20 protein-coding genes are annotated in these 18,928 nt (G+C 47.1%); 9 read left to right on the forward strand and 11 right to left on the reverse strand.

Features of this window, described 5'->3' with window-relative positions; genetic code table 11:
• Positions 1–22 precede the first annotated feature (22 nt).
• The 6 genes from mnmG to HFN16_RS15235 all read right to left on the reverse strand — a co-directional run bounded on the left by mnmG (position 23) and on the right by HFN16_RS15235 (position 6,298).
• Positions 23–1,900, reverse strand: a complete 1,878-nt coding sequence (gene mnmG, locus HFN16_RS15210) for a tRNA uridine-5-carboxymethylaminomethyl(34) synthesis enzyme MnmG (protein WP_168891567.1) — start codon at positions 1,898–1,900, stop codon at positions 23–25.
• 22 nt (positions 1,901–1,922) lie between these two features.
• Positions 1,923–3,140 (reverse strand): M20 family metallo-hydrolase, encoded by a 1,218-nt coding sequence (locus HFN16_RS15215; protein WP_168891568.1) that lies wholly within the window; start codon positions 3,138–3,140, stop codon positions 1,923–1,925.
• Between the two features lie 105 nt (positions 3,141–3,245).
• On the reverse strand, positions 3,246–3,530 hold the full coding sequence (locus HFN16_RS15220; protein ID WP_168891569.1) for a PxxKW family cysteine-rich protein: 285 nt from the start codon (positions 3,528–3,530) through the stop codon (positions 3,246–3,248).
• Between the two features lie 125 nt (positions 3,531–3,655).
• Positions 3,656–4,999, reverse strand: coding sequence for an amidohydrolase (locus tag HFN16_RS15225; RefSeq protein WP_168891570.1), 1,344 nt, complete (start codon positions 4,997–4,999; stop codon positions 3,656–3,658).
• A gap of 15 nt (positions 5,000–5,014) precedes the next feature.
• A complete protein-coding gene (gene mtnP, locus HFN16_RS15230) occupies positions 5,015–5,764 on the reverse strand; it encodes an S-methyl-5'-thioadenosine phosphorylase (protein WP_168891571.1) in 750 nt (249 codons plus the stop codon).
• Positions 5,765–5,776: 12 nt separating this feature from the next.
• Positions 5,777–6,298, reverse strand: coding sequence for an adenine phosphoribosyltransferase (locus HFN16_RS15235; protein WP_168891572.1), 522 nt, complete (start codon positions 6,296–6,298; stop codon positions 5,777–5,779).
• 111 nt (positions 6,299–6,409) lie between these two features.
• Here HFN16_RS15235 and rsmA point away from each other — a divergent pair, with 111 nt between their 5' ends.
• Complete coding sequence (gene rsmA / locus HFN16_RS15240) at positions 6,410–7,192, forward strand: 16S rRNA (adenine(1518)-N(6)/adenine(1519)-N(6))-dimethyltransferase RsmA (RefSeq protein WP_168891573.1); 783 nt, start codon at positions 6,410–6,412, stop codon at positions 7,190–7,192.
• Here rsmA and HFN16_RS15245 read toward each other — a convergent pair.
• Entirely contained in the window at positions 7,189–7,407 is a 219-nt protein-coding gene (locus HFN16_RS15245) for a hypothetical protein (RefSeq protein WP_168891574.1), read from the reverse strand. The two genes, rsmA and HFN16_RS15245, sit on opposite strands and share 4 nt — an antisense overlap.
• A gap of 56 nt (positions 7,408–7,463) precedes the next feature.
• On the opposite strand from HFN16_RS15245, the gene HFN16_RS15250 reads away from it, so the two are divergent.
• The 8 genes from HFN16_RS15250 (at position 7,464) to cbiB (ending at position 15,797) form a co-directional block, all read left to right on the forward strand.
• Positions 7,464–7,736, forward strand: a complete 273-nt coding sequence (locus HFN16_RS15250; protein ID WP_168891575.1) for an HU family DNA-binding protein — start codon at positions 7,464–7,466, stop codon at positions 7,734–7,736.
• 15 nt (positions 7,737–7,751) lie between these two features.
• The gene (locus tag HFN16_RS15255; RefSeq protein ID WP_168891576.1) at positions 7,752–7,922 is read left to right on the forward strand and encodes a hypothetical protein; all 171 of its coding nucleotides are present in this window, start codon (positions 7,752–7,754) and stop codon (positions 7,920–7,922) included.
• A 219-nt stretch (positions 7,923–8,141) separates the two neighbouring features.
• Entirely contained in the window at positions 8,142–8,342 is a 201-nt protein-coding gene (rpsU, locus tag HFN16_RS15260; protein ID WP_015413817.1) for a 30S ribosomal protein S21, read from the forward strand.
• A gap of 1 nt (position 8,343) precedes the next feature.
• Positions 8,344–8,790, forward strand: a complete 447-nt coding sequence (locus HFN16_RS15265) for a GatB/YqeY domain-containing protein (protein ID WP_168891577.1) — start codon at positions 8,344–8,346, stop codon at positions 8,788–8,790.
• A gap of 154 nt (positions 8,791–8,944) precedes the next feature.
• Positions 8,945–11,251, forward strand: a complete 2,307-nt coding sequence (locus HFN16_RS15270; protein ID WP_168891578.1) for a Smr/MutS family protein — start codon at positions 8,945–8,947, stop codon at positions 11,249–11,251.
• 24 nt (positions 11,252–11,275) lie between these two features.
• Entirely contained in the window at positions 11,276–13,042 is a 1,767-nt protein-coding gene (gene dnaG / locus HFN16_RS15275) for a DNA primase (protein WP_168891579.1), read from the forward strand.
• Entirely contained in the window at positions 13,029–14,780 is a 1,752-nt protein-coding gene (gene rpoD, locus HFN16_RS15280) for an RNA polymerase sigma factor RpoD (RefSeq protein WP_168891580.1), read from the forward strand. The genes dnaG and rpoD overlap by 14 nt, the downstream gene beginning before the upstream one ends.
• Before the next feature lie 63 nt (positions 14,781–14,843).
• Positions 14,844–15,797 (forward strand): adenosylcobinamide-phosphate synthase CbiB, encoded by a 954-nt coding sequence (cbiB, locus tag HFN16_RS15285; RefSeq protein WP_168891581.1) that lies wholly within the window; start codon positions 14,844–14,846, stop codon positions 15,795–15,797.
• A gap of 46 nt (positions 15,798–15,843) precedes the next feature.
• Here the strand turns inward: cbiB and proC are convergent, their stop codons facing one another.
• The 4 genes from proC to HFN16_RS15305 form a co-directional block, all read right to left on the reverse strand.
• Positions 15,844–16,644, reverse strand: a complete 801-nt coding sequence (gene proC / locus HFN16_RS15290) for a pyrroline-5-carboxylate reductase (protein ID WP_168891582.1) — start codon at positions 16,642–16,644, stop codon at positions 15,844–15,846.
• Entirely contained in the window at positions 16,644–17,066 is a 423-nt protein-coding gene (ndk, locus tag HFN16_RS15295; RefSeq protein WP_168891583.1) for a nucleoside-diphosphate kinase, read from the reverse strand. Before ndk ends, proC begins: the two co-directional genes overlap by 1 nt.
• A 114-nt stretch (positions 17,067–17,180) precedes the next feature.
• The gene (locus HFN16_RS15300) at positions 17,181–17,975 is read right to left on the reverse strand and encodes an ABC transporter ATP-binding protein (RefSeq protein ID WP_168891584.1); all 795 of its coding nucleotides are present in this window, start codon (positions 17,973–17,975) and stop codon (positions 17,181–17,183) included.
• A complete protein-coding gene (locus HFN16_RS15305) occupies positions 17,975–18,871 on the reverse strand; it encodes an ABC transporter permease (protein ID WP_168891585.1) in 897 nt (298 codons plus the stop codon). The genes HFN16_RS15300 and HFN16_RS15305 overlap by 1 nt, the downstream gene beginning before the upstream one ends.
• Between the last annotated feature and the right edge of the window lie 57 nt (positions 18,872–18,928).

The following is an 18,928-nucleotide window of genomic DNA, read 5'->3' on the forward strand; positions in this document are numbered from 1 at the left end:
ATAGGGAGAAGGAACGCTTCTGTTATAAGAAGCCGAGTTTTTTAAGATGAATTTCAAGACAGGATATTGCTGCTGGGGTGATTCCAGAGATGCGACTCGCTTGCCCAAGAGTCATAGGTTGCACCTTGGTGAGCTTCTCCCGCACTTCAGTAGTGAGACCAGAAACTAAATCAAAATCGATGTCGGCAGGCAACGTCACATCTTCAAGCAAATGGAATTTTGCAACAAGATCGGCCTGCTTGACGAGATAACCTTCATATCGAATCTGAGTTTCTGCCTCACGAAGAACGTCTTCATCCATTTCTTCTAATTCTGGATAGAAAGGCGCCAATTTCTCGATTTCCATTTGCGGTTGGCGAAGCAAAGCGGCCAATTCTACAGCTTTGCCCGGCACTGCGGCACCGATGGAGTGGATGATCTCACGAGTTTCAGCATTTGGACGAATGCGAATAGTCTTCATGGCTTCCATAACTGCCTGCATTTTTATCTGCTTAGCAGTGTATAAAGCCCAATGAGTGTCATCCACCAGACCGAGTTCACGGCCGATTGGTGTTAAACGCTCGTCTGCATTGCCTTCACGCAGAAGCAAACGATGTTCAGCTCGAGAAGTAAACATACGATATGGCTCATTGGTCCCTTTGGTAACCAAATCATCCACCAAAACAGCCATATAGGCTTGGTCCCGAGATAAAAGGAACGGTTCACGCTCCAAGAGTTTACAAGCAGCATTCAAAGAGGCCCATAAGCCCTGTGCAGCTGCTTCCTCGTAACCGGAAGTGCCATTAATTTGGCCTGCCATGTAAAGTCCGGGTACAAGTTTAGACTCCAAAGTAGGCTTAAGCTGGGTGGGCGGTATAAAATCGTACTCGATAGCATATCCAGGACGTACTATTTGGGCATTCTCGAGTCCAACGATGGCGGAAACCATCTCTTTTTGCACATCAAAGGGTAGGCTGGTGGGAATCCCACTGGGGTACATTTCCGGATGATCCAACCCTTCCGGTTCAACAAAAATCTGATGGCGATCTTTATCTGGGAAACGGGCAACTTTGTCCTCAATGGAGGGACAGTAGCGCGCTCCAGTGCCTTCAATTACACCTGTGAACATAGGAGAACGATCAAAGCCTGACCGAATAGCCTCGTGAGCCTTTTCGTTTGTATACGTTAGGTAACAGGGCACCTGCTGCATGGGAACCGTCTTATTGCGAAAACTAAATGGAACAGGCGGATTGTCACCAGGCTGAATCTCCATCTTGTCAAAATCAATAGACGATTTAAGCAGGCGTGGAGTAGTTCCCGTTTTGAGGCGCCCTAAATCAAATCCAAGATTGCGCAGAGAGTTTGACAAAGAATTTGAAGCGGGATCGCCAAAACGCCCCCCCTTAATACTTGTAAGTCCTACATGCATGAGCCCTTGCAAAAAGGTACCTGTGGTCAACAACACAGACTTAGACTGAAATGTTTGCTGAAGCTGAGTGCGCACACCGGAAACACGACCATGTTCAGTGAGAACGGTGTCAGCAGTATCCTGAAAGACCCAAAGGTTATCCTGAGAATAAATCGATTTCTGGACAACACGCATGTACTCTGCACGATCAATCTGGGCACGACTGGAGCGAACTGCCGGCCCTTTGCGAGTATTCAAAATGCGAAATTGAATACCTGCAGCGTCCGCCCAAAGGCCCATCATGCCGCCTAATGCATCAATCTCTTTAACCATGTGTCCTTTGGCCAAACCACCGATGGCAGGATTACAGGAAAGATGGCCGATGCGGTCGGCGTTGATAGTCAAAAGCAAGGTTTTGAGACCGAGACGAGACGCTGCCATGGCAGCTTCACAGCCAGCATGGCCCGCGCCCACAACAATTAGATCAAACTGATCAGGATAGGGTGGTTTCATTGCAGGAGTCCCGTTGCCCGGATTAAAACAATATATCGGCAATAACCTTTGCATCGCCGATGGTGTTTTTGATGGATGCCCACTCATTGGGCTGATGTGCGCAGTGGTTCAAAGTGGCCCAAACAACTGCATCGTATCCTTTGTGTCGAAGAATCGCAGCAACGGTGCCACCACCTACTCCCACAGGACGCGGACTGTTGTTGTAAACTTTTTTTACACTTCCAATGACCTTTTTCACAATTGGACTGTCCACAGGAGTGGCTGGCGCAGCCTGTTCACGCTGCACGACTTCGTAGGAAATCGCCACACCGTATTTCTTCTCTACCTCAGAGCCAAACTCCTTGATCTTATCCAAGACCTCATCCAGATCGTAATTAGGCATGACTCGGGAATCGACATAGAACACATCTCGCCCAGGAATGGTATTGATGTTCTCTACATTGGCTTCTTTTTGGGTAGGTTGAAAAGTAGAGCGAGGCGGATCGTAAATGGGATTTTCAGCGTCGAAAATATTCTCCAGTTCTTGAATACGCAAAATAAAATCCGCACACGGAACCAAAGTATTAATACCCTGATCTGGAGTAGAGGCGTGACACTGCTTACCTTCAACAATTACCTTCAACCAAAACATGGATTTTTCAGCCACCTCAACCGATTCTGAAGTGGCTTCACCGAAGTCAGGAATCAAGTAAAGATCATCCTTCTTAAACAGATCACCATGTTCACGAACCATATAATCAAGACCGTAGGCACTTCCAGTTTCTTCGTCTGCGACGAAAAGCATGCCGTAGTTAACAGTTGGGGTCAGATTGTTGTCCAGGATGGCCTGAGCCGTAAGCAGAGAAGAAACAATTCCCTGCTGGTTATCCTCCACACCACGGCCGACAATGATATCACCATCACGAACGAGGGTGTAGGGATCAGTCTTCCATAAGGAAAGATCTCCTGGAGGCACGATGTCGATGTGAGAAATAACCCACAAAGTTTGCTCGGTATTCTCACCAGGAATGATAGCAGCTACAGTTGGACGATACCCACAGGGCACGTCATCTGCTGGAGCTCGGAACTCACGAATATCCTTGATGCCCATTGACTTGAGGTGATCTAGCAGAAATTCAGCCTTATCCTTTTCTCCTTCGCCACCATTTAAGGGGCCGAGAGCTGGAATTGCCGTAAGCTTGGTCTGCAGTTCAACTACTGCTTCGGACTGTTGGTCGAGTGTCTTGAAAAGGATATCCATTTGATCCCTCCGTGTAGGTGAGTGTCCTTGTATAACCTATGAATTAAAGTCCATAAACGAAAAAAGGCGGGGACAAGCCCCGCCTTTTTTCGAGAACGATGGTTTCTAGCGACCGCGAGCAGCGCGCTTGGAAGCCTTGAGCGGGTTGACCTTAACCTTTCCGCCCTTATCCATCTCAGCACGGACGTGGGTAGCAAAGTTACAGACACCGTGAGCCCATTTCTTCTCAGGCTGAGCGTAGGTAGGGCAGAACTTTTCGCCTTCAACTTCAGCGACACGTTCGCAACCTTCACACTTCTCGACAACGGGAGCCATTACAACACCCTTGTAGGTCAAACCTGCATCGGTCTTAACGGCCCCTTCCAGGGAAACAACTTTTTTCTTGGCCATAATATGCCTTCCTCCTAAAAATTGGTGCGGCTAAATTACGCTTAATGAGCAATTATTAACTTATATTGGTGCAAGAGCAGAATTCGATATGCACCCTCGGCGGGTGTTGTCAAGTTTTTTTAGACTTATTTTTGATTTTCAGCCGTCTTCAAAACCCACGATTTCGCCCGAAAAGCCTCGTCACGTAAGGCTCTTACGTCTAATGATCTGAAATCTCCGTAAAGATATAAAATTTCTCCAGCCACCATAGTCATGCACACTTCACCCCCAGTCGCGGCGTACACCGCATGAGACACAGGGTTGTACATAGGCATCATATTAGGACTTGCAAGGTCCAATGCGATAATGTCTGCAGGGCATCCTTTTTGAATACGCCCAAGCTCGGGCCAGCCAAGTGCACGGGCGGAACCTCGGGTTGCCATATCCAGCACAGCCTGTGCTGGGACCGCCGAAGCATCCATTCCTTGAATTTTTCCGGCCAATCCGGCTAATCCCATGTCACGAAACATGTTCAAACCATTATTACTAGAAGCACCGTCCGTCCCCAATGCCACATGTACTCCGCCATCCAATAATTTCTGCACAGGAGCCAGCCCCGAACATAACTTTTGGTTGGATGCCGGATTATGAACTACTGTCACACCAGTCTCGGCAAGCAGGGCTACTTCATCATCCGTCAAATCCACACAGTGAGCCAGGGTTGTTCGCTCTGAAAGGACCCCTGCATCACGTAGAATTTCAATAGGACGTTTACCGTACTTTTTGAGACAAATATCCGTCTCCACCGGCGACTCTGCAATGTGAGTCTGCCACTGTATATTGAGATCACAAGCCAGTTCGTAACTTTCAGTCAACAATTCAGGGCGGACCGTGAATGCCGCATGTGGTGTAACTGCTGTGCGAATCAGAGGATTTTCTATGAAGCGATCATTGAGTTCTTTAATTGTATCCCAGCAATGCTGGGCAGTGGGGAAGTGGGGTGATGGAAAGCTGAAAAAGCCTTCACCAAGAACAGCCCGCAAACCGCAAGCTGAAGCCACCTCGCCAGTTATATACTCATAAAAGTACCCATTGAGAAATGCAGTGCAACCAGAACGAAGAAGCTCTGCACAACCAATTCGTGCCCCAATTTTCAACATTTCGTCTGTTAATTTGAACTCGACAGGCCAGATATGATCTTCTAGCCACTGCATGAGTGGCATATCGTCTGCGTAACCACGAAACAATGTCATGGGAAGATGAATATGCCCATTAACAAGTCCCGGCATAAGCATCTTGCCAGACATATCCAAATGCGATTCAGGAGCAAAACGACTATTAAGTTCGTCGTAAGAGCCAACTTCAACGACAAGACCATCAGACACAGCAACTCCCGCCTCATTAACAATGGTGCGGGAGTCGTCCTGCGTCACAACCACATCAGCACGAATGAGCAGGTCACACGTTTCAGACGCATTTGTACAATTCATTATTTATCAGACGGATTAGTCAATATTCTTAATAGTTTCCTTGATCAAGGAAACAACTTTTTCCACATTGCCTTTGAAAACTTCAAGAATTTCTTCCCAAGTAACGGGAGCCTCGTCTGTTTTCCAGCAATCGTAGTCCGTGCTCATCGCTACTGCAGCGTATGGAATGCCTGCTTCATTAGCCAGAATGCACTCCGGTGCGACACTCATGTTGATAACGTCAGCGCCCCACATGCGGAACATATTTGACTCAGCGCGAGTTGAGAAGCGAGAACCTTCGACAGTAACCACACAGCCATGTTTATGATGCGTAATGCCTAAATTGTCACAACCTTTATTAAGCAGTGTACGCAGCTTCTCGTCAAAAGGATCGGCCATTCCGGTATGGACGGCGCCATGAGGATCAAATTCTTCATGAAAAGAAACCACGCGGCGGCGGGTGAAGTCGATAAACTGGTCAAGAATGACCAAATGTCCTCTATCAATCTCTTCACGAAGAGAACCACAAGCTGTAGTGGCTAGAATCAGATCGCACCCAGCTTCCTTCAGCGCCATAATATTGGCGCGATTGTTGACGAACGTGGGCGGAATGGTGTGTTCGCGACCGTGACGGGCCAAAATTGCTACTTCCTTGCCTTCGATAACGCCTTCCTTGAGAGGAGCTGAAGGTGTGCCGTACCCTGTTGACATCGTCGCGTCTCGGGCATCCTGTAGGATATCCGGATTATCAAGCCCACTGCCTCCAATGATGCCTATTTTAGTCATAATGCTCCCGGACTAATCAATGGTGAGTAAAGATATGGGCTCAGCGCCTGCATCGCGCATAACTTGCCCGCCATTGAGAAAACCAAGCTCAACAACAAAGCCGCTTCCAATAATCTCGGCGCCAGTGTTTTTGACCAGTTGAACCATGCCAGCTGCAGTGCCACCGGTCGCAAGCAGATCATCGATGATCAAAACTTTGTCGTCCTTTTCAAGGGCATCTTCATGCATACACAAAGTATCAGTGCCATATTCAAGATCATAAGTAACAGAACAGTTCTTGAAAGGGAGTTTGCCGGGTTTACGGACTGGGATGAAACCAATGTCCATCTTGCAGGCTAGTGGGGTGCCGAACAGGAAACCGCGCGCTTCAGCTGCCACAATTTTGGTGGCACCAGAATTTTGGAATTTTTCGGCCAAAGCATCCACAGCGTACTTCAACGCTTTGGGGCTCTTGAGAATGGGGGTAATGTCAAAAAACATAATCCCCTCTTTGGGGTAGTTGGGGATATCCCGGACGTACTCGCGTAAATTCATAAAATCCTCCTGAAATGAATACCGATGACTCATACGTTTTATACTGATATTGTGTCAATAAAGTTGCGCAGGACAAGGACATCAGCTAGATGTGCAGCAACGGAGAACACCATGAGTAATAAATTAAATCACAGGGCTAAGAAGAGTTTGGGACAAAACTTCCTGCAAGACCCAAATATTTGCCGCAGGATCGTAGATGCAATCGATCCAAAGTCTGAAGATTATATAATAGAAATAGGCCCAGGACAGGGAGCCATCACAAAATTCATTTATGAAGGTCAGCCTGCAAGATACACTGTCCTGGAAATGGACGACGATCTGATTGTACATTTGGGCGAAGAATACCCTCAACTGAACATCATTCACACCGATGCACTCAAATTTGAGTGGGAATCCCTCAATAACGATGAGTTGTGTAAGATTGCTGGCAACCTGCCATACAATGTTGGTTCCAAGCTAATTTGGGATATTGTTAGTAAGGTGAAGACTCTGGAGAGAGCTGTTTTTATGGTTCAGCACGAAGTAGCTCAGCGCCTGACAGCCGAACCCGGTAACAAGTCTTATGGAGGTCTGACCGCTTGGGTGAGGAACTTCGCTAAAACGCGCTATCTTTTCAAAGTTCCGCCCACAGTGTTTCGCCCCCAACCAAAGGTAGACTCTGCAGTTGTCTTGTTCAAACCCCTAACAGTCGAGGAAATGCCAGACAATCCAGAAGCTCTTGCCCGTCTAATCAAAATGTTATTTCAAAAACGACGGAAACAGCTGTCCACAATTTTAAAAAAGCAATGGACACCTGAAATGGAGGCTTGGTTCCAAAGAGAGAAGGTTTCCCCCAAGGCAAGGCCTGAGAATCTCACACCATCACAGTTTCGGGGCCTATCAAAGTTCATTTAGTGCATATTTTCACAAAAAATGGCGATTTCAAAGGGCTCTCCGGTATCTTTGAAATGATTTTGAGGCTGGTTTTCAATGCGAAGAATTCCCTGAAAGCGCCATATGACGGCGTTTTTTTCGGTTTTTTTGGCTTGACGGGCTGGACACAAATTGAAAGTTCCATTAAAGCCCAAAGAGAACGTTTGGTAGGAAAGAAGCAAGGCGGACTTGTGCATACGCCAAAAGCTTCATACCGATACTTTAGGTAAATCTCATTGAGGAGGAAGGACTGATGACAAAGGCTGAATTGGTTGTCAAAATTGCTGAGAAAGCCAACCTGACCAAGGCTGGTGCCGAAAAGGCCCTTAACGCTTTCCTTGATGCTGTGGAAGGCACCCTGGTAAGCGAAGGCAAGCTGACCCTGACGGGCTTCGGCACATTTGCCGTTGAAGAACGCAAAGCTCGTGTAGGCCGTAACCCCCGCACTGGCGCAGAAATCAAGATTCCGGCCACTAAGGTCGTCAAATTCCGTCCCGGCAAGCTCCTCAAGGACGCCGTTAAGTAACCAGGAGATATTATAATGATTCACGGCGAAACCGTTCACAGCCCGCTGCCCATGGATCTGCCCTGGTGGATGCCTGACCACTTCGTCTTTTTCGGAGTACTTTATGTGGTTATTGGCGTTATCGGCCTCGGTCTCTTCATTACTGTCATGCAGTCCATCCGCGACGCCAAAAAGGCTGACCATTAGACGCAGATACAGCATAAATTCAAGCAGTCTGCCGCAGAATTGCAGCAGACTGCTTTTTCTTTTTAAGCCTAACTTGGGAATCCAACAGGCAAATTTCAAATAATCACATATTTTTGGTTGCAATTTCTGCATAAGGAATATATGTAACGTTTCTTATTTCGCCAGCCCGCTTATTCAAAATTATTAAAAGCGGGCGGTTCACCGAGGAGGTGATTTACATTGCCCGGCGTTTATCTCGACGATAGCGACAACTTCGATATATCCCTGCGTCGTTTCAAGAAGCAGGTTGAAAAGGCAGGTATTCTGTCTGAATTGAAGAAGCGTCAACACTATGAAAAGCCCAGCGTGCAGAAGAAGAAAAAGAAAGCTGCCGCAAAGAAGAGGCTTGCAAAGAAAATGCGCAAAATGCGTGGAATGTAGCATGAGTCTGTCCAAGCAAATAGACAAGGACTACATCGAGGCCTACAAAGCCAAAGCTACGGTAAAAGTGGCCGTCTTGAGGCATCTCAAGACGGCCATTAAAAACCGTATGGTAGATGAAAAGTCCGATTCTCTGTCCGACGATGCGGTCCTTGACCTGATTGCCAAACAGGTAAAACAGCGCAAGGACGCTTTTGATCAATACACTAAGGCCGGTCGCGATGATCTCGCAAAGACCGAAGCCGATGAACTGACTGCTCTTGAGCAATACATGCCTAAACAGTTGGCCGACGATGAGCTCTCCGAAGCTATTGACAAGGTCATCTCTAACACTGGTGCTTCCAGCATGGCAGATATGGGCAAAGTCATGGGTGCAGTGCTCGCAGCACATAAAGGCCAGGTCGACGGCAAGAAAGCCAGCGACATGGTCAAGGCCAAGCTTTCGTAAGGCTGTTGAAAAAGCATCATCTGCTTTTCTGATGAAGAAACTCAAACCGGACGTATAAGCGTTTCGGTGTTGAGTTTTTTCCGCGTCTGGCAGGTGGTCCTTTTTGAACAGCCTTAGTCGTTGTCAAATCCAAACATTTCCGCAAGTGGGTCTCATGGAGTCCAGAACACATCAGGTATTGGAATTCCCCAAAATTCTAAAAGTACTATCCGGTTTCGCCGTGTCTGAATCCGGCGCTTCTGCGTGCTTGAAAATTAAGCCACTTAATGCCTTGGATGATATCCATAAGGCCGCAACTCTATTTGCGCAGGCTGCTTCATGGGCAGGGGAGTCTGGTTTCCGCATCAAGTCTTTTCCCGATCTGGATGGCATGTTCGCCTATCTTGATAACATGAAAGGAGTGCTCGACCAGGATGATCTCTTCGCTCTCAAACAAGTATTAGATACCACTCGTATCTCCCGTGACTCCCTGCGGAACTTCGAAGATCGCGGGTGGGATTACTTATGGGCTTCTTTATTTGCCTATGAGTGGCCGACCAAAACCGTTTCTGCCATAAACCGTTGTTTGGATCCTGAAGGACGCATCAAAGACGAAAGTTCTCCGGACTTGATGGCTGTGCGCCAAGAAATTCGATCCATACATCAACGCTGTACTAAACGCGTCAAGGATTTCGTACTACGTGAAAATATGAGTCACGCCTTGCAGGACGAATTCATGACGATTTCGTCCGATCGCTATGTACTGCCACTAAAGGTCAATTTTAAGAATAAAACTAAGGGTATTATTCACGATTATTCGCAGACTGGTGAAACTTGTTATTTCGAACCGATGTTCCTGGTGGAGACCAATAATCGTCTCCAAGAACTTAAGCGCGAAGAGCGCGAGGAAGAGTATAAGGTCCTCAAATATCTTACGGAACTTATTCGTCAGGAACAATGCGGTGTTTTTGAAGCATACCACGGATTGGTTGGCCTTGATGTGCTTATGGCCAAAGTTGCTTTAGCGACTAGATACGATGGCCGAGCCATTGAGATTGTGGAATCCGGTTCACCAGTCCTGATAAAAACCCGTCATCCTTTGTTGGCTTTGGCAGAAGAAGATGTCCAGCCAGTCAACATTGAACTACTTGAAGGACAAAAAGCACTGGTTGTAAGTGGTGGTAATGCTGGTGGTAAGACCGTCTGTCTCAAGACCGTGGGCCTTATCGCATTGATGTCGTTCGCTGGACTTCCGGTACCAGCGGCAGAGGGCAGTTCCTTGCCACTTTGGACTGATATTTTTGTTGTAATGGGTGATGAGCAATCTCTTGAAGAAAATGTCTCCACTTTTACAGCTCAGATCCAATATCTAAAGCGTGTCTGGGACAAAGTAGACGGACAAACACTATTCATTCTTGATGAATTTGGAGCAGGTACAGACCCTACACAGGGCGCAGCTCTTGCACAGGCTGTAATTGATTCATTAGTTGAACGCAATGCAACGACATTCATTGCAACACACTTTCCGGCTTTGAAGGCCTATGCAATGGCTTCCGAATCCGTCCGCGCTGCGAGCGTCCTGTTTGATCCTGGCACTAAAAAGCCTTTATTTAAAATTGCTTATGATCAGGTGGGCGCATCCATTGCACTAGACGTTGCCCGTGAACACGGTTTGCCAGGTGTCATTCTTGAGAGGGCTGAAAAGTATTTACTTCTAGACGGCTCGGATACAACCTCTGTTTTGGACCGACTCAATGAGATGGCAGTCAAACGGGAAGCAGAACTGGATGCTGTCGAAAAGGAACGTACCAAGCTACAGAAAAAACGTGACCGCCTTGAAGAGCATTTTGAAAAAGAGCGCACAAAAATTTTAAACGACATACAGTCGCAGGCACAGGACGTAGTCAAGCAATGGCAAGCTGACAAACTGGGCCGTAAAGAAGCACGAAAGAAATTAGCACAGGTGCGCGAAAAAGTTATAAATGTCGGTCCATCAAAGAAAAATCAACCAACCTTTTCTTTTGAGGATATTGTCCCCGGCAAAAAAGTATCGTATCTCGCATGGAATAAGTCTGGAACCGTCTTAGAAATAAATGACCGTAAAAAACAGGCCAAGGTTGATATCAACGGCGTAGCTATGTGGGTCAAGGCTGACCACCTTGGTCCGGCAGACAAGTCATCGAAGTTGCAGGCTACAGGCTCAAAAAAGGGTAAATCCAAGACTGTAGCATCGTCAGACATGGTGGTTGAAGTCGATCTGCGAGGAAATCGAGCAGACATGGCGCTGTCCCAACTTGAACGAGCTTTGGATGATGCGCTTCGTAAAGGGGCAGGAAAGATGGAGATAGTACATGGACGTGGCACAGGCGCACTACGCCGAGAAGTGCATGAATTCCTCAAGCACTATCCGGCTGTTGCAAACTTCTCCCTAGCCAACGAAGAACGTGGCGGGGACGGCATGACCGAAGTCACGTTGAAGTAACAGTTTTATCTGTTTGGAGTTAAAGTGGATAGAAGTGCTATCGAGGCTGTGAAGGCCCGTATAAGCATCGCGGACATTGTTCGTAGATATGTGGATCTGAAACCGGTTTCTGGCCGGTTTATGGCCCCATGTCCTTTCCACCAAGAGACAAAGCCCTCGATGTCGGTTAACGATGATGAAGGTTTTTTCTACTGCTTCGGCTGTCAGGCGTCCGGTGACGTTATTGATTTTTTTTCGCGCATCAACGGATTAGACTTCCGTGAAGCACTGGAGCAACTTGCTGCTGAGGCGGGCATCGAATTGGCCAATGTGCCACATGATCCCCATGCGGCAGAGCGCAAAGCAAAGCAGAAAATGCTCATGGACATGCACGACGAAGCACAGAGCTACTTCCAGCGAAACCTGCACACAGTTTCAGGGGATATCGCTAGGAAGTACCTGATGAATCGAGGCATGACAGAGGAAGTGATCGATAAATTCGGACTGGGATACAGTCCGGAAGATTGGCATGGATTGGATAACTTTTTGAAGACAAAAGGCCGTACTCCTCAACAGGGAGTGGATGCCGGACTTTTGTCAAATAATGATAAAGGTAATATTTACGACCGCTTCCGTGCAAGGCTCATATTTCCGATTCAAAATTTATCGGGTCGGGTTATTGCTTTTGGCGGCAGAATTATTACAGATGGAGAACCCAAGTACCTAAACAGCTCTGATACACCTATTTATAAGAAGGGAGACCACTTGTATGGGTTGAATCTGGCTCGGTCTACTATGACTCGAACGAAACGGGCCATTTTGACAGAAGGGTACATGGATGTCATCTCGCTCCATCAGTTCGGCTACACCGACTCTTGTGGTGTTTTGGGCACTGCCCTGACAATTGAACAGGTGAAGCGATTAGCTGGATTTTGCTCACGTATCGATCTAATTTTTGATGGTGACGGAGCTGGCCGAAAGGCAGCGCTCAAGAGCAGCAGAATGATCCTCTTGCAAGGTGTGGCCTGTAAGGTCGTTCTTATGCCCGAGGGCGAGGATGTGGATAGCCTGTTGCAGCAACAGGGTACTATGGGGCTAGATAAATGCATGAGCGAAGCCCCAGATGGTTTGCAATTTTGTATGGACACCCTGCGTGCAGATTTCGCACCTAGGGATATTATGGCTTGGGCCAATAGTTTTTTATCGGATTTGTCAGATGGTTCCTTGCGCGCGTATTACCTACCGCGCATCGCAAGTGGACTGGGGTTGTCCGAGGCTGATTTCAGGCGTGACGCAGGCGTATCAGGGCAGCCACGCAATCCTTATCAGCAGCCTCCGCAGCAACAGGTCCCACAGACGATGCAATCTCCCCAACCGGGACTTATGGATACGGGCAAGGAAGCAAAGGACGATCGATATTTTTTAAAGTTTCCTATTCAGTACCCGGATTACATTCCGGCTCTGGATGAACGGGGTTTTGGCTCCATCCTCGGCACCGATTGGGCTAGGGCACTATGGCAAAAGCTTGTAAACGGACAGCACGCCCAAATTATGAGCCTGCTAGAAGACCATGAGAAAGGCTTTTACATCAAGTGTCGCGAGGAAGTTCGGCAATCCATTCTTACTGGGCATGAATTGCTGGACGAATGGGAACATATTTGTAATAAAATCGCGGTTGGACAGCAAAAACACAGCAGACGACAGCTCAAAGAGGCCCTGCGACTGGCACAGGTCAGCGGTGACCGCCAACGAATAAATGAATGTTTCCGGGCCTTGGAAGAATCTCTCAGGAGGGACGATGAGCAACATTAAGGAAATCCAGCAGATCAAAACTCTTATCGCAGCAGGTAAGAAAAAAGGATTCCTGACGTACAATGAGTTGAGCAAGGCACTGCCTTCTGATTACAACTCTCCAGAACAACTTGAAGAAATTCATACCATCTTCGAACAAATGGGCATTGCCCTTGTTGATGAAGACGGTGAAGCCGTTAAGTTTGATACTGACGATAGCAAGAATCTAAAGCTCGAAGAAAAAGATGAAGAGGATTCTGCAGATTACGCTTCCCGATCTACAGACCCGGTTCGCATGTACTTGCGTGAAATGGGTGCTGTGCCGCTACTCGATCGTGAAGGCGAAGTAGTTATCGCCAAGAAGATCGAAAACGGCGAGATGGACGTCCTGTACTCATTGATCGAAGTTCCAGTGGCAGTGGAAGAACTCATTTCCATTGGCGAGGACCTCGAAGATGGTCGTGTCAAACTTAAGGACGTAGTAAAAACCATTGAGGAAGATGATCCCAGCGAAGATGAGATGAACCAACGTCAGCGCGTCATCCATCTTCTCGGTGAGGTCAAAAAGCTCTACAATAAGAAGCAGAAGATTTACGAAAAGCTTGACTACTGTGCATGCTTAGACAAGCGAGTTTACGGTGTCCAAAAGGATATTCTGGGCTACAAAGAAGACGTCGTCAGTCGCCTTCGTGACATTAAGCTCGAAAAGACTTTGATCGACCGAATTATCGAGACGGTTAACGACTACGTGCGGCAAATGCACAACTGTCAGCGCGACCTCTCTGCATACGTCTTATCCGTAGGTCAAACTAAGAGCGAAATTGAAGAGTTATTCAAGGGCGTGGACGATCGAGAGATCAATCCTGTCATGGCAGCCGACAAACTTGGCATGACTGTGGAAGAGTTCTTTTCTTTCAAAGAAATGCTTGCAGGCAAATTGGAGATTATGCATCGCTTGCAGGACAAGTGTTGCCACTCTGTACATGATCTCGAAGAAGTGCTGTGGCGTATCAAACGCGGCAACCAATCTGCCATGGACGCCAAGCAAGAGCTTATTCGAGCCAATCTGCGACTTGTTGTCTCCATCGCTAAGAAATACACCAACCGTGGTCTGCAATTCTTGGATTTGATTCAGGAAGGAAACATCGGCCTGATGAAGGCTGTCGACAAGTTTGAATATCAGCGTGGTTATAAGTTTTCGACCTATGCAACTTGGTGGATTCGTCAGGCAATCACTCGCGCTATTGCGGACCAAGCTCGTACAATCCGTATTCCAGTGCACATGATCGAGACTATCAACAAGCTAATTCGCACTTCTCGTTACCTTGTACAGGAACTTGGGCGAGATCCGTCTCCAGAGGAGATCGCCGAACGCATGGATTACCCGCTTGAAAAGGTCAAGAAGGTGCTCAAGATCGCCAAGGAACCAATTTCCCTCGAGACCCCCATTGGAGATGAGGAAGATTCAAGTCTTGGTGATTTCATCGAAGACAAGAAGGCTGCTGCGCCTGCTGAAGAAGTCGTATCTACCAAACTCGGGGAGCAGATCGCATCTGTCTTGTCCGACCTGACCCCCCGTGAGGAGCAGGTTCTTCGCAAACGCTTCGGTATTGGCGAAAAGTCCGACCACACCCTTGAGGAAGTGGGGAAGCTGTTCAACGTCACCCGTGAACGTATCCGTCAAATCGAAGCCAAGGCACTTCGCAAACTACGCCATCCAGTGCGCAGCGCACTGCTTAGGTCTTACTTCGAGAATTAGACAATATCGGCCGGGAAGATCACTTCCCGGCCCTTTTTCTTTAAGCTCACAGAACGTTATATCATGGACTCTTTCGCACTCGTCTTCGGCGTTCCCATCGTCGCTGTTATTCTCGATTCGATTCTGGGTGATCCCCAGCATTTTCCGCATCCCGTACGGCTCATTGGAAAGACTCTCAATATGATCGAAAGCATGGTTTTCAAAACCAACATCAACCTGCACGCAGCCGGTTGGTGTACCATGATAATTCTATCATTAGCAGCTTGGGCAATAGTCCAATTGTTCATCTCAATACCCTATATTGGGTTGTTATTTGCCATCTATTTTGCGTACGCCGGCCTTGCTCTGGGTTGTCTGGTTAAAGAGTGTCAGCATGTAGTGAACCTACTAGACAATGGGAACATTACAACAGCTCGTACATCCATAGGCATGCTGTGTAGTCGTGATACCAAAACCATGGATGAAGACAACATTCGACGAACTCTAGCCGAAACATTAAGCGAAAATCTCAATGATGGTTTTATAGCCCCATTATTTTATCTGATATTACTTGGACCGGCTTGGCTGTGGGTCTACAAAACGGTCAGCACCATGGATTCCATGTGGGGTTACAAAACAGATCGTTACCGAGACCTTGGTTATGCTGCAGCTAAGACTGACGACATATTGGCTTACATCCCAGCTCGATTGTCGGGAGTTGCATTAATGCTGACAGGGAAATGGATGGGATTGGATATAACTGCTTGCCAAAAGAACTACGCCAATGACGCAACAAAAATGGAAAGCCCTAACGCTGGTTGGCCTATGGCTGCTGCAGCATGGATCGTCGGGGGACAAATGGGCGGCAAAACAATCTATTTTGGCAAAGTCAAATCCAAACCGATACTTGGTCCAATTGGGAAAGTCTGGACTCAAAAACGACTAAACACATTGCTCACCCTGTGCCAAAAGACAGGGCTCGGCGTGGCTGGAGTATTTATTCTATGCCTAGTTGGATCTAGTGTAATTAGACTATAGTCTCTACTTTTCAAAAATAGGGGCTCCATATGGAGCCCCTTAATATTTACTTTCCGAGTTCGATGCTTCGTAAGTATGATTCAAAAACACCATCAATTATGTCACCTCGAACCGACTTGCGATCGAAATGCATTAGCGCACGAATGGTCGTACCTCCTGGTGAAGTAACCATTTCACGAAGTGCTGTGACGGTATGATCGCTCTGATCAGCAAGCTTTGCAGAACCAAGAAAAAGGCCCTTGACCATTTCAGTTGATTGCTGACGCGTAAGCCCCAGAGCAACACCAGATTCAATCATGGCTTCCATAAAATAGAAGACATAAGCTGGTCCAGATCCGATAACACCGGTAAAGGCATCAAACTGTTTCTCAGAAAGAACATGCGCTTGACCGATGCCCTCAAAGACTTCAGGAACGAAGCTCTTCATCTCGTCGGTGAGAGCCTGGTCATCCAGGCAAATTGCAGAAACGGATTCTCCTACCAGAGCAGGGGTGTTAGGCATGACACGAACCACAGGACAACGATTGTCTGTCCATTCCTTGAATGAGTCAGTATTTAAACCGGCACATATGGATATAAGACATTTGTTGTTGTCCAAATGCGGGGCAATCTCACGGACGACAGCTTCTGCATGCTGCGGCTTGACTGCCAAAATGATATAATCACAAACCTTGGTCAGATCCAAAGCCGTTTCCTGCTGAACAACGCCGAATTTCTTGCTAAGTTCAGCGAGTCCGGCAGCACGACGATCAGTACCGTGAATTTGAATATCGTCACGTGAGGCAAGGCCATTAATAATGGCTGCCCCCATATTTCCCACACCAATGAATCCGATTTTCTTGGTCATTATCCCACCAATTCGTCATCGTTGAAGAAGTATGCCACTTCAGTCTTGGCGGTATCAGGACCGTCAGAACCGTGGCAAGAGTTATTTTGAAGGTTCACAGCAAACCTTTTACGGATGGTGCCCTCGGCTGCATCCGCAGGGTTGGTAGCACCCATGAGTTCTCGATAGGCCTTAATTGCATTTTCACCTTCTAGGCAAGAAACAACAACAGGACCAGAAATCATGTAATCAACCAATTCACCAAAGAAAGGACGCTCTTTGTGAACAGCGTAGAAACCTTCAGCCTGAGCGCGATCCATGTGAATCATTTTCATAGCTTTAACCTTAAGACCAGATTCCTCGATCATTTTGAGGATATCACCAATGAGATTACGTTCAACAGCATCAGGCTTGATGATAGAAAATGTACGTTCGATAGCCATAGTAGCCTCCAATTGAGTTATCACTAATATACGTAATGACGATATTTCGCCAGTTCTGAACTGTTTATCACCTAGTTAAACAGCCAGAGCCATAGGCCGCCCGGAAAAACGGCCCTAACACAACAACATTCGGTCAGAGATTTCTGCTTCACCACGCAATTCGGAAAATCGCAGCAGAAGATCTTCAACCTTGAGATTCATTTTCTCCTCTCCGGAGATATCCATTACTATTTCACCACGGTGGAACATGATCAGGCGGTTACCCAACTGAATGGCCTGATTCATATTGTGGGTCACCATCAAAGCAGTCAGCTTTTCAGATTCGATAATTTCGTCAGTTAAATCCAGAATCATGCCGCCTGTTTTGGGATCCAGTGCAGCAGTATGCTCATCAAGCAAAAGTAAATTGGGGCGCACCAAAGTTGCCATGAGCATTGTCAAAGCCTGACGCTGCCCACCAGAAAGCAAACCAGTCTGAGTCTTAAGACGATCTTCCAAGCCAAGCTTAAGTACAGAGAGTTTATCTTTGAAAAACTCACGGTCACGATTTTGAACTCCCAATCCAAGACCGCGCCGCTTACCCCGCTTCATCGCCATAGCGAGATTCTGTTCGATAGTGGCACCAGCACAAGTACCAAGAAGTGGATCTTGAAACACACGTCCGATCAGAGAGGCACGCTTGAACTCCGGCCAACCGGTCACATCCTGCTCCCCCAACACAATCTTCCCTTTATCCAATGGGAAAGTGCCCGCTATAGCATTGAGGAATGTAGATTTACCTGCACCGTTAGAGCCTATGATGGTAATAAAATCACCGTCGTTAACTTCCAAGCTGACGTTATTCAAGGCTGTAACCTCATTTACGTCTCCTTTGTGGAAGGCTTTAGTAACGTTAGAGATGTGGATCATTAAGACCTCCCTGCCAGAATTTTCTGCTTCATCCTAGGCATGACTAACGCGACAATGACGAGCAGGGCGGTGATGAGATTCAAATCGCTGGGTGTAAATGAGAAAGAGCCAAGCTTCAGTCCCAACGCAAGCGCAATAGCAACTCGGTATAATACAGAACCAAGTAGGGCGGCGATCATAGCGCGAAATATAGTCTTATCGCCAAAAACTGTCTCACCGATGATGACCGAGGCCAAACCTGCGATAATGGTTCCGACCCCCATATTAACATCTGCTGCCCCCTGATTCTGAGCAACAAGTGAGCCTGACACAGCCACTAAAGCATTGGAAAGACCAACACCAAAAATAATTACATTATCTGTATTTACACCCTGGCTAGTGATCATTTGTTTATTGTCACCCGTTGCCAAAAATGCGAGGCCGTGCTCAGTGTGAAGAAACCAAACAAGCAAAACCATGACAATAACACTAATGACACCAAATAAAACGGGTGTAGACAAATGTGGCAGCCAACCAGTGAACTCAATAAACCAATCAACGACAGTATCTTGCCCCAGCAACGTCATGTTGGGACGTCCCATTATACGTAAATTAATTGAATACAGTGAAATCATTGTCAGAATAGACGCCAACAAATGGAGGATCTTAAATTTCGTATTCAAGATTCCAGTTACAGCTCCAGATATAAATCCTGCACATGCGGATACAAATATTGCCAGCACTGGAGAGTAGCCGGAAGTGATACATACGGCTGTTACCGATGCTCCGAGTGGTAGACTGCCGTCCACTGTAAGGTCTGGAAAATCTAAAATGCGAAACGTCAGATATACACCAATAACCATTAGGCCATAAGCGAACCCTTGTTCTAAAGCGCCAAAGAGGGCGTAACTTGTCATAATTATTCCTAATTTATAATATCACGCACTAATCCAAGCAGACGAGGAAGAACAAAG

Source organism: Pseudodesulfovibrio sp. zrk46, from assembly GCF_012516435.1.
Lineage (GTDB): Bacteria > Desulfobacterota > Desulfovibrionia > Desulfovibrionales > Desulfovibrionaceae > Pseudodesulfovibrio.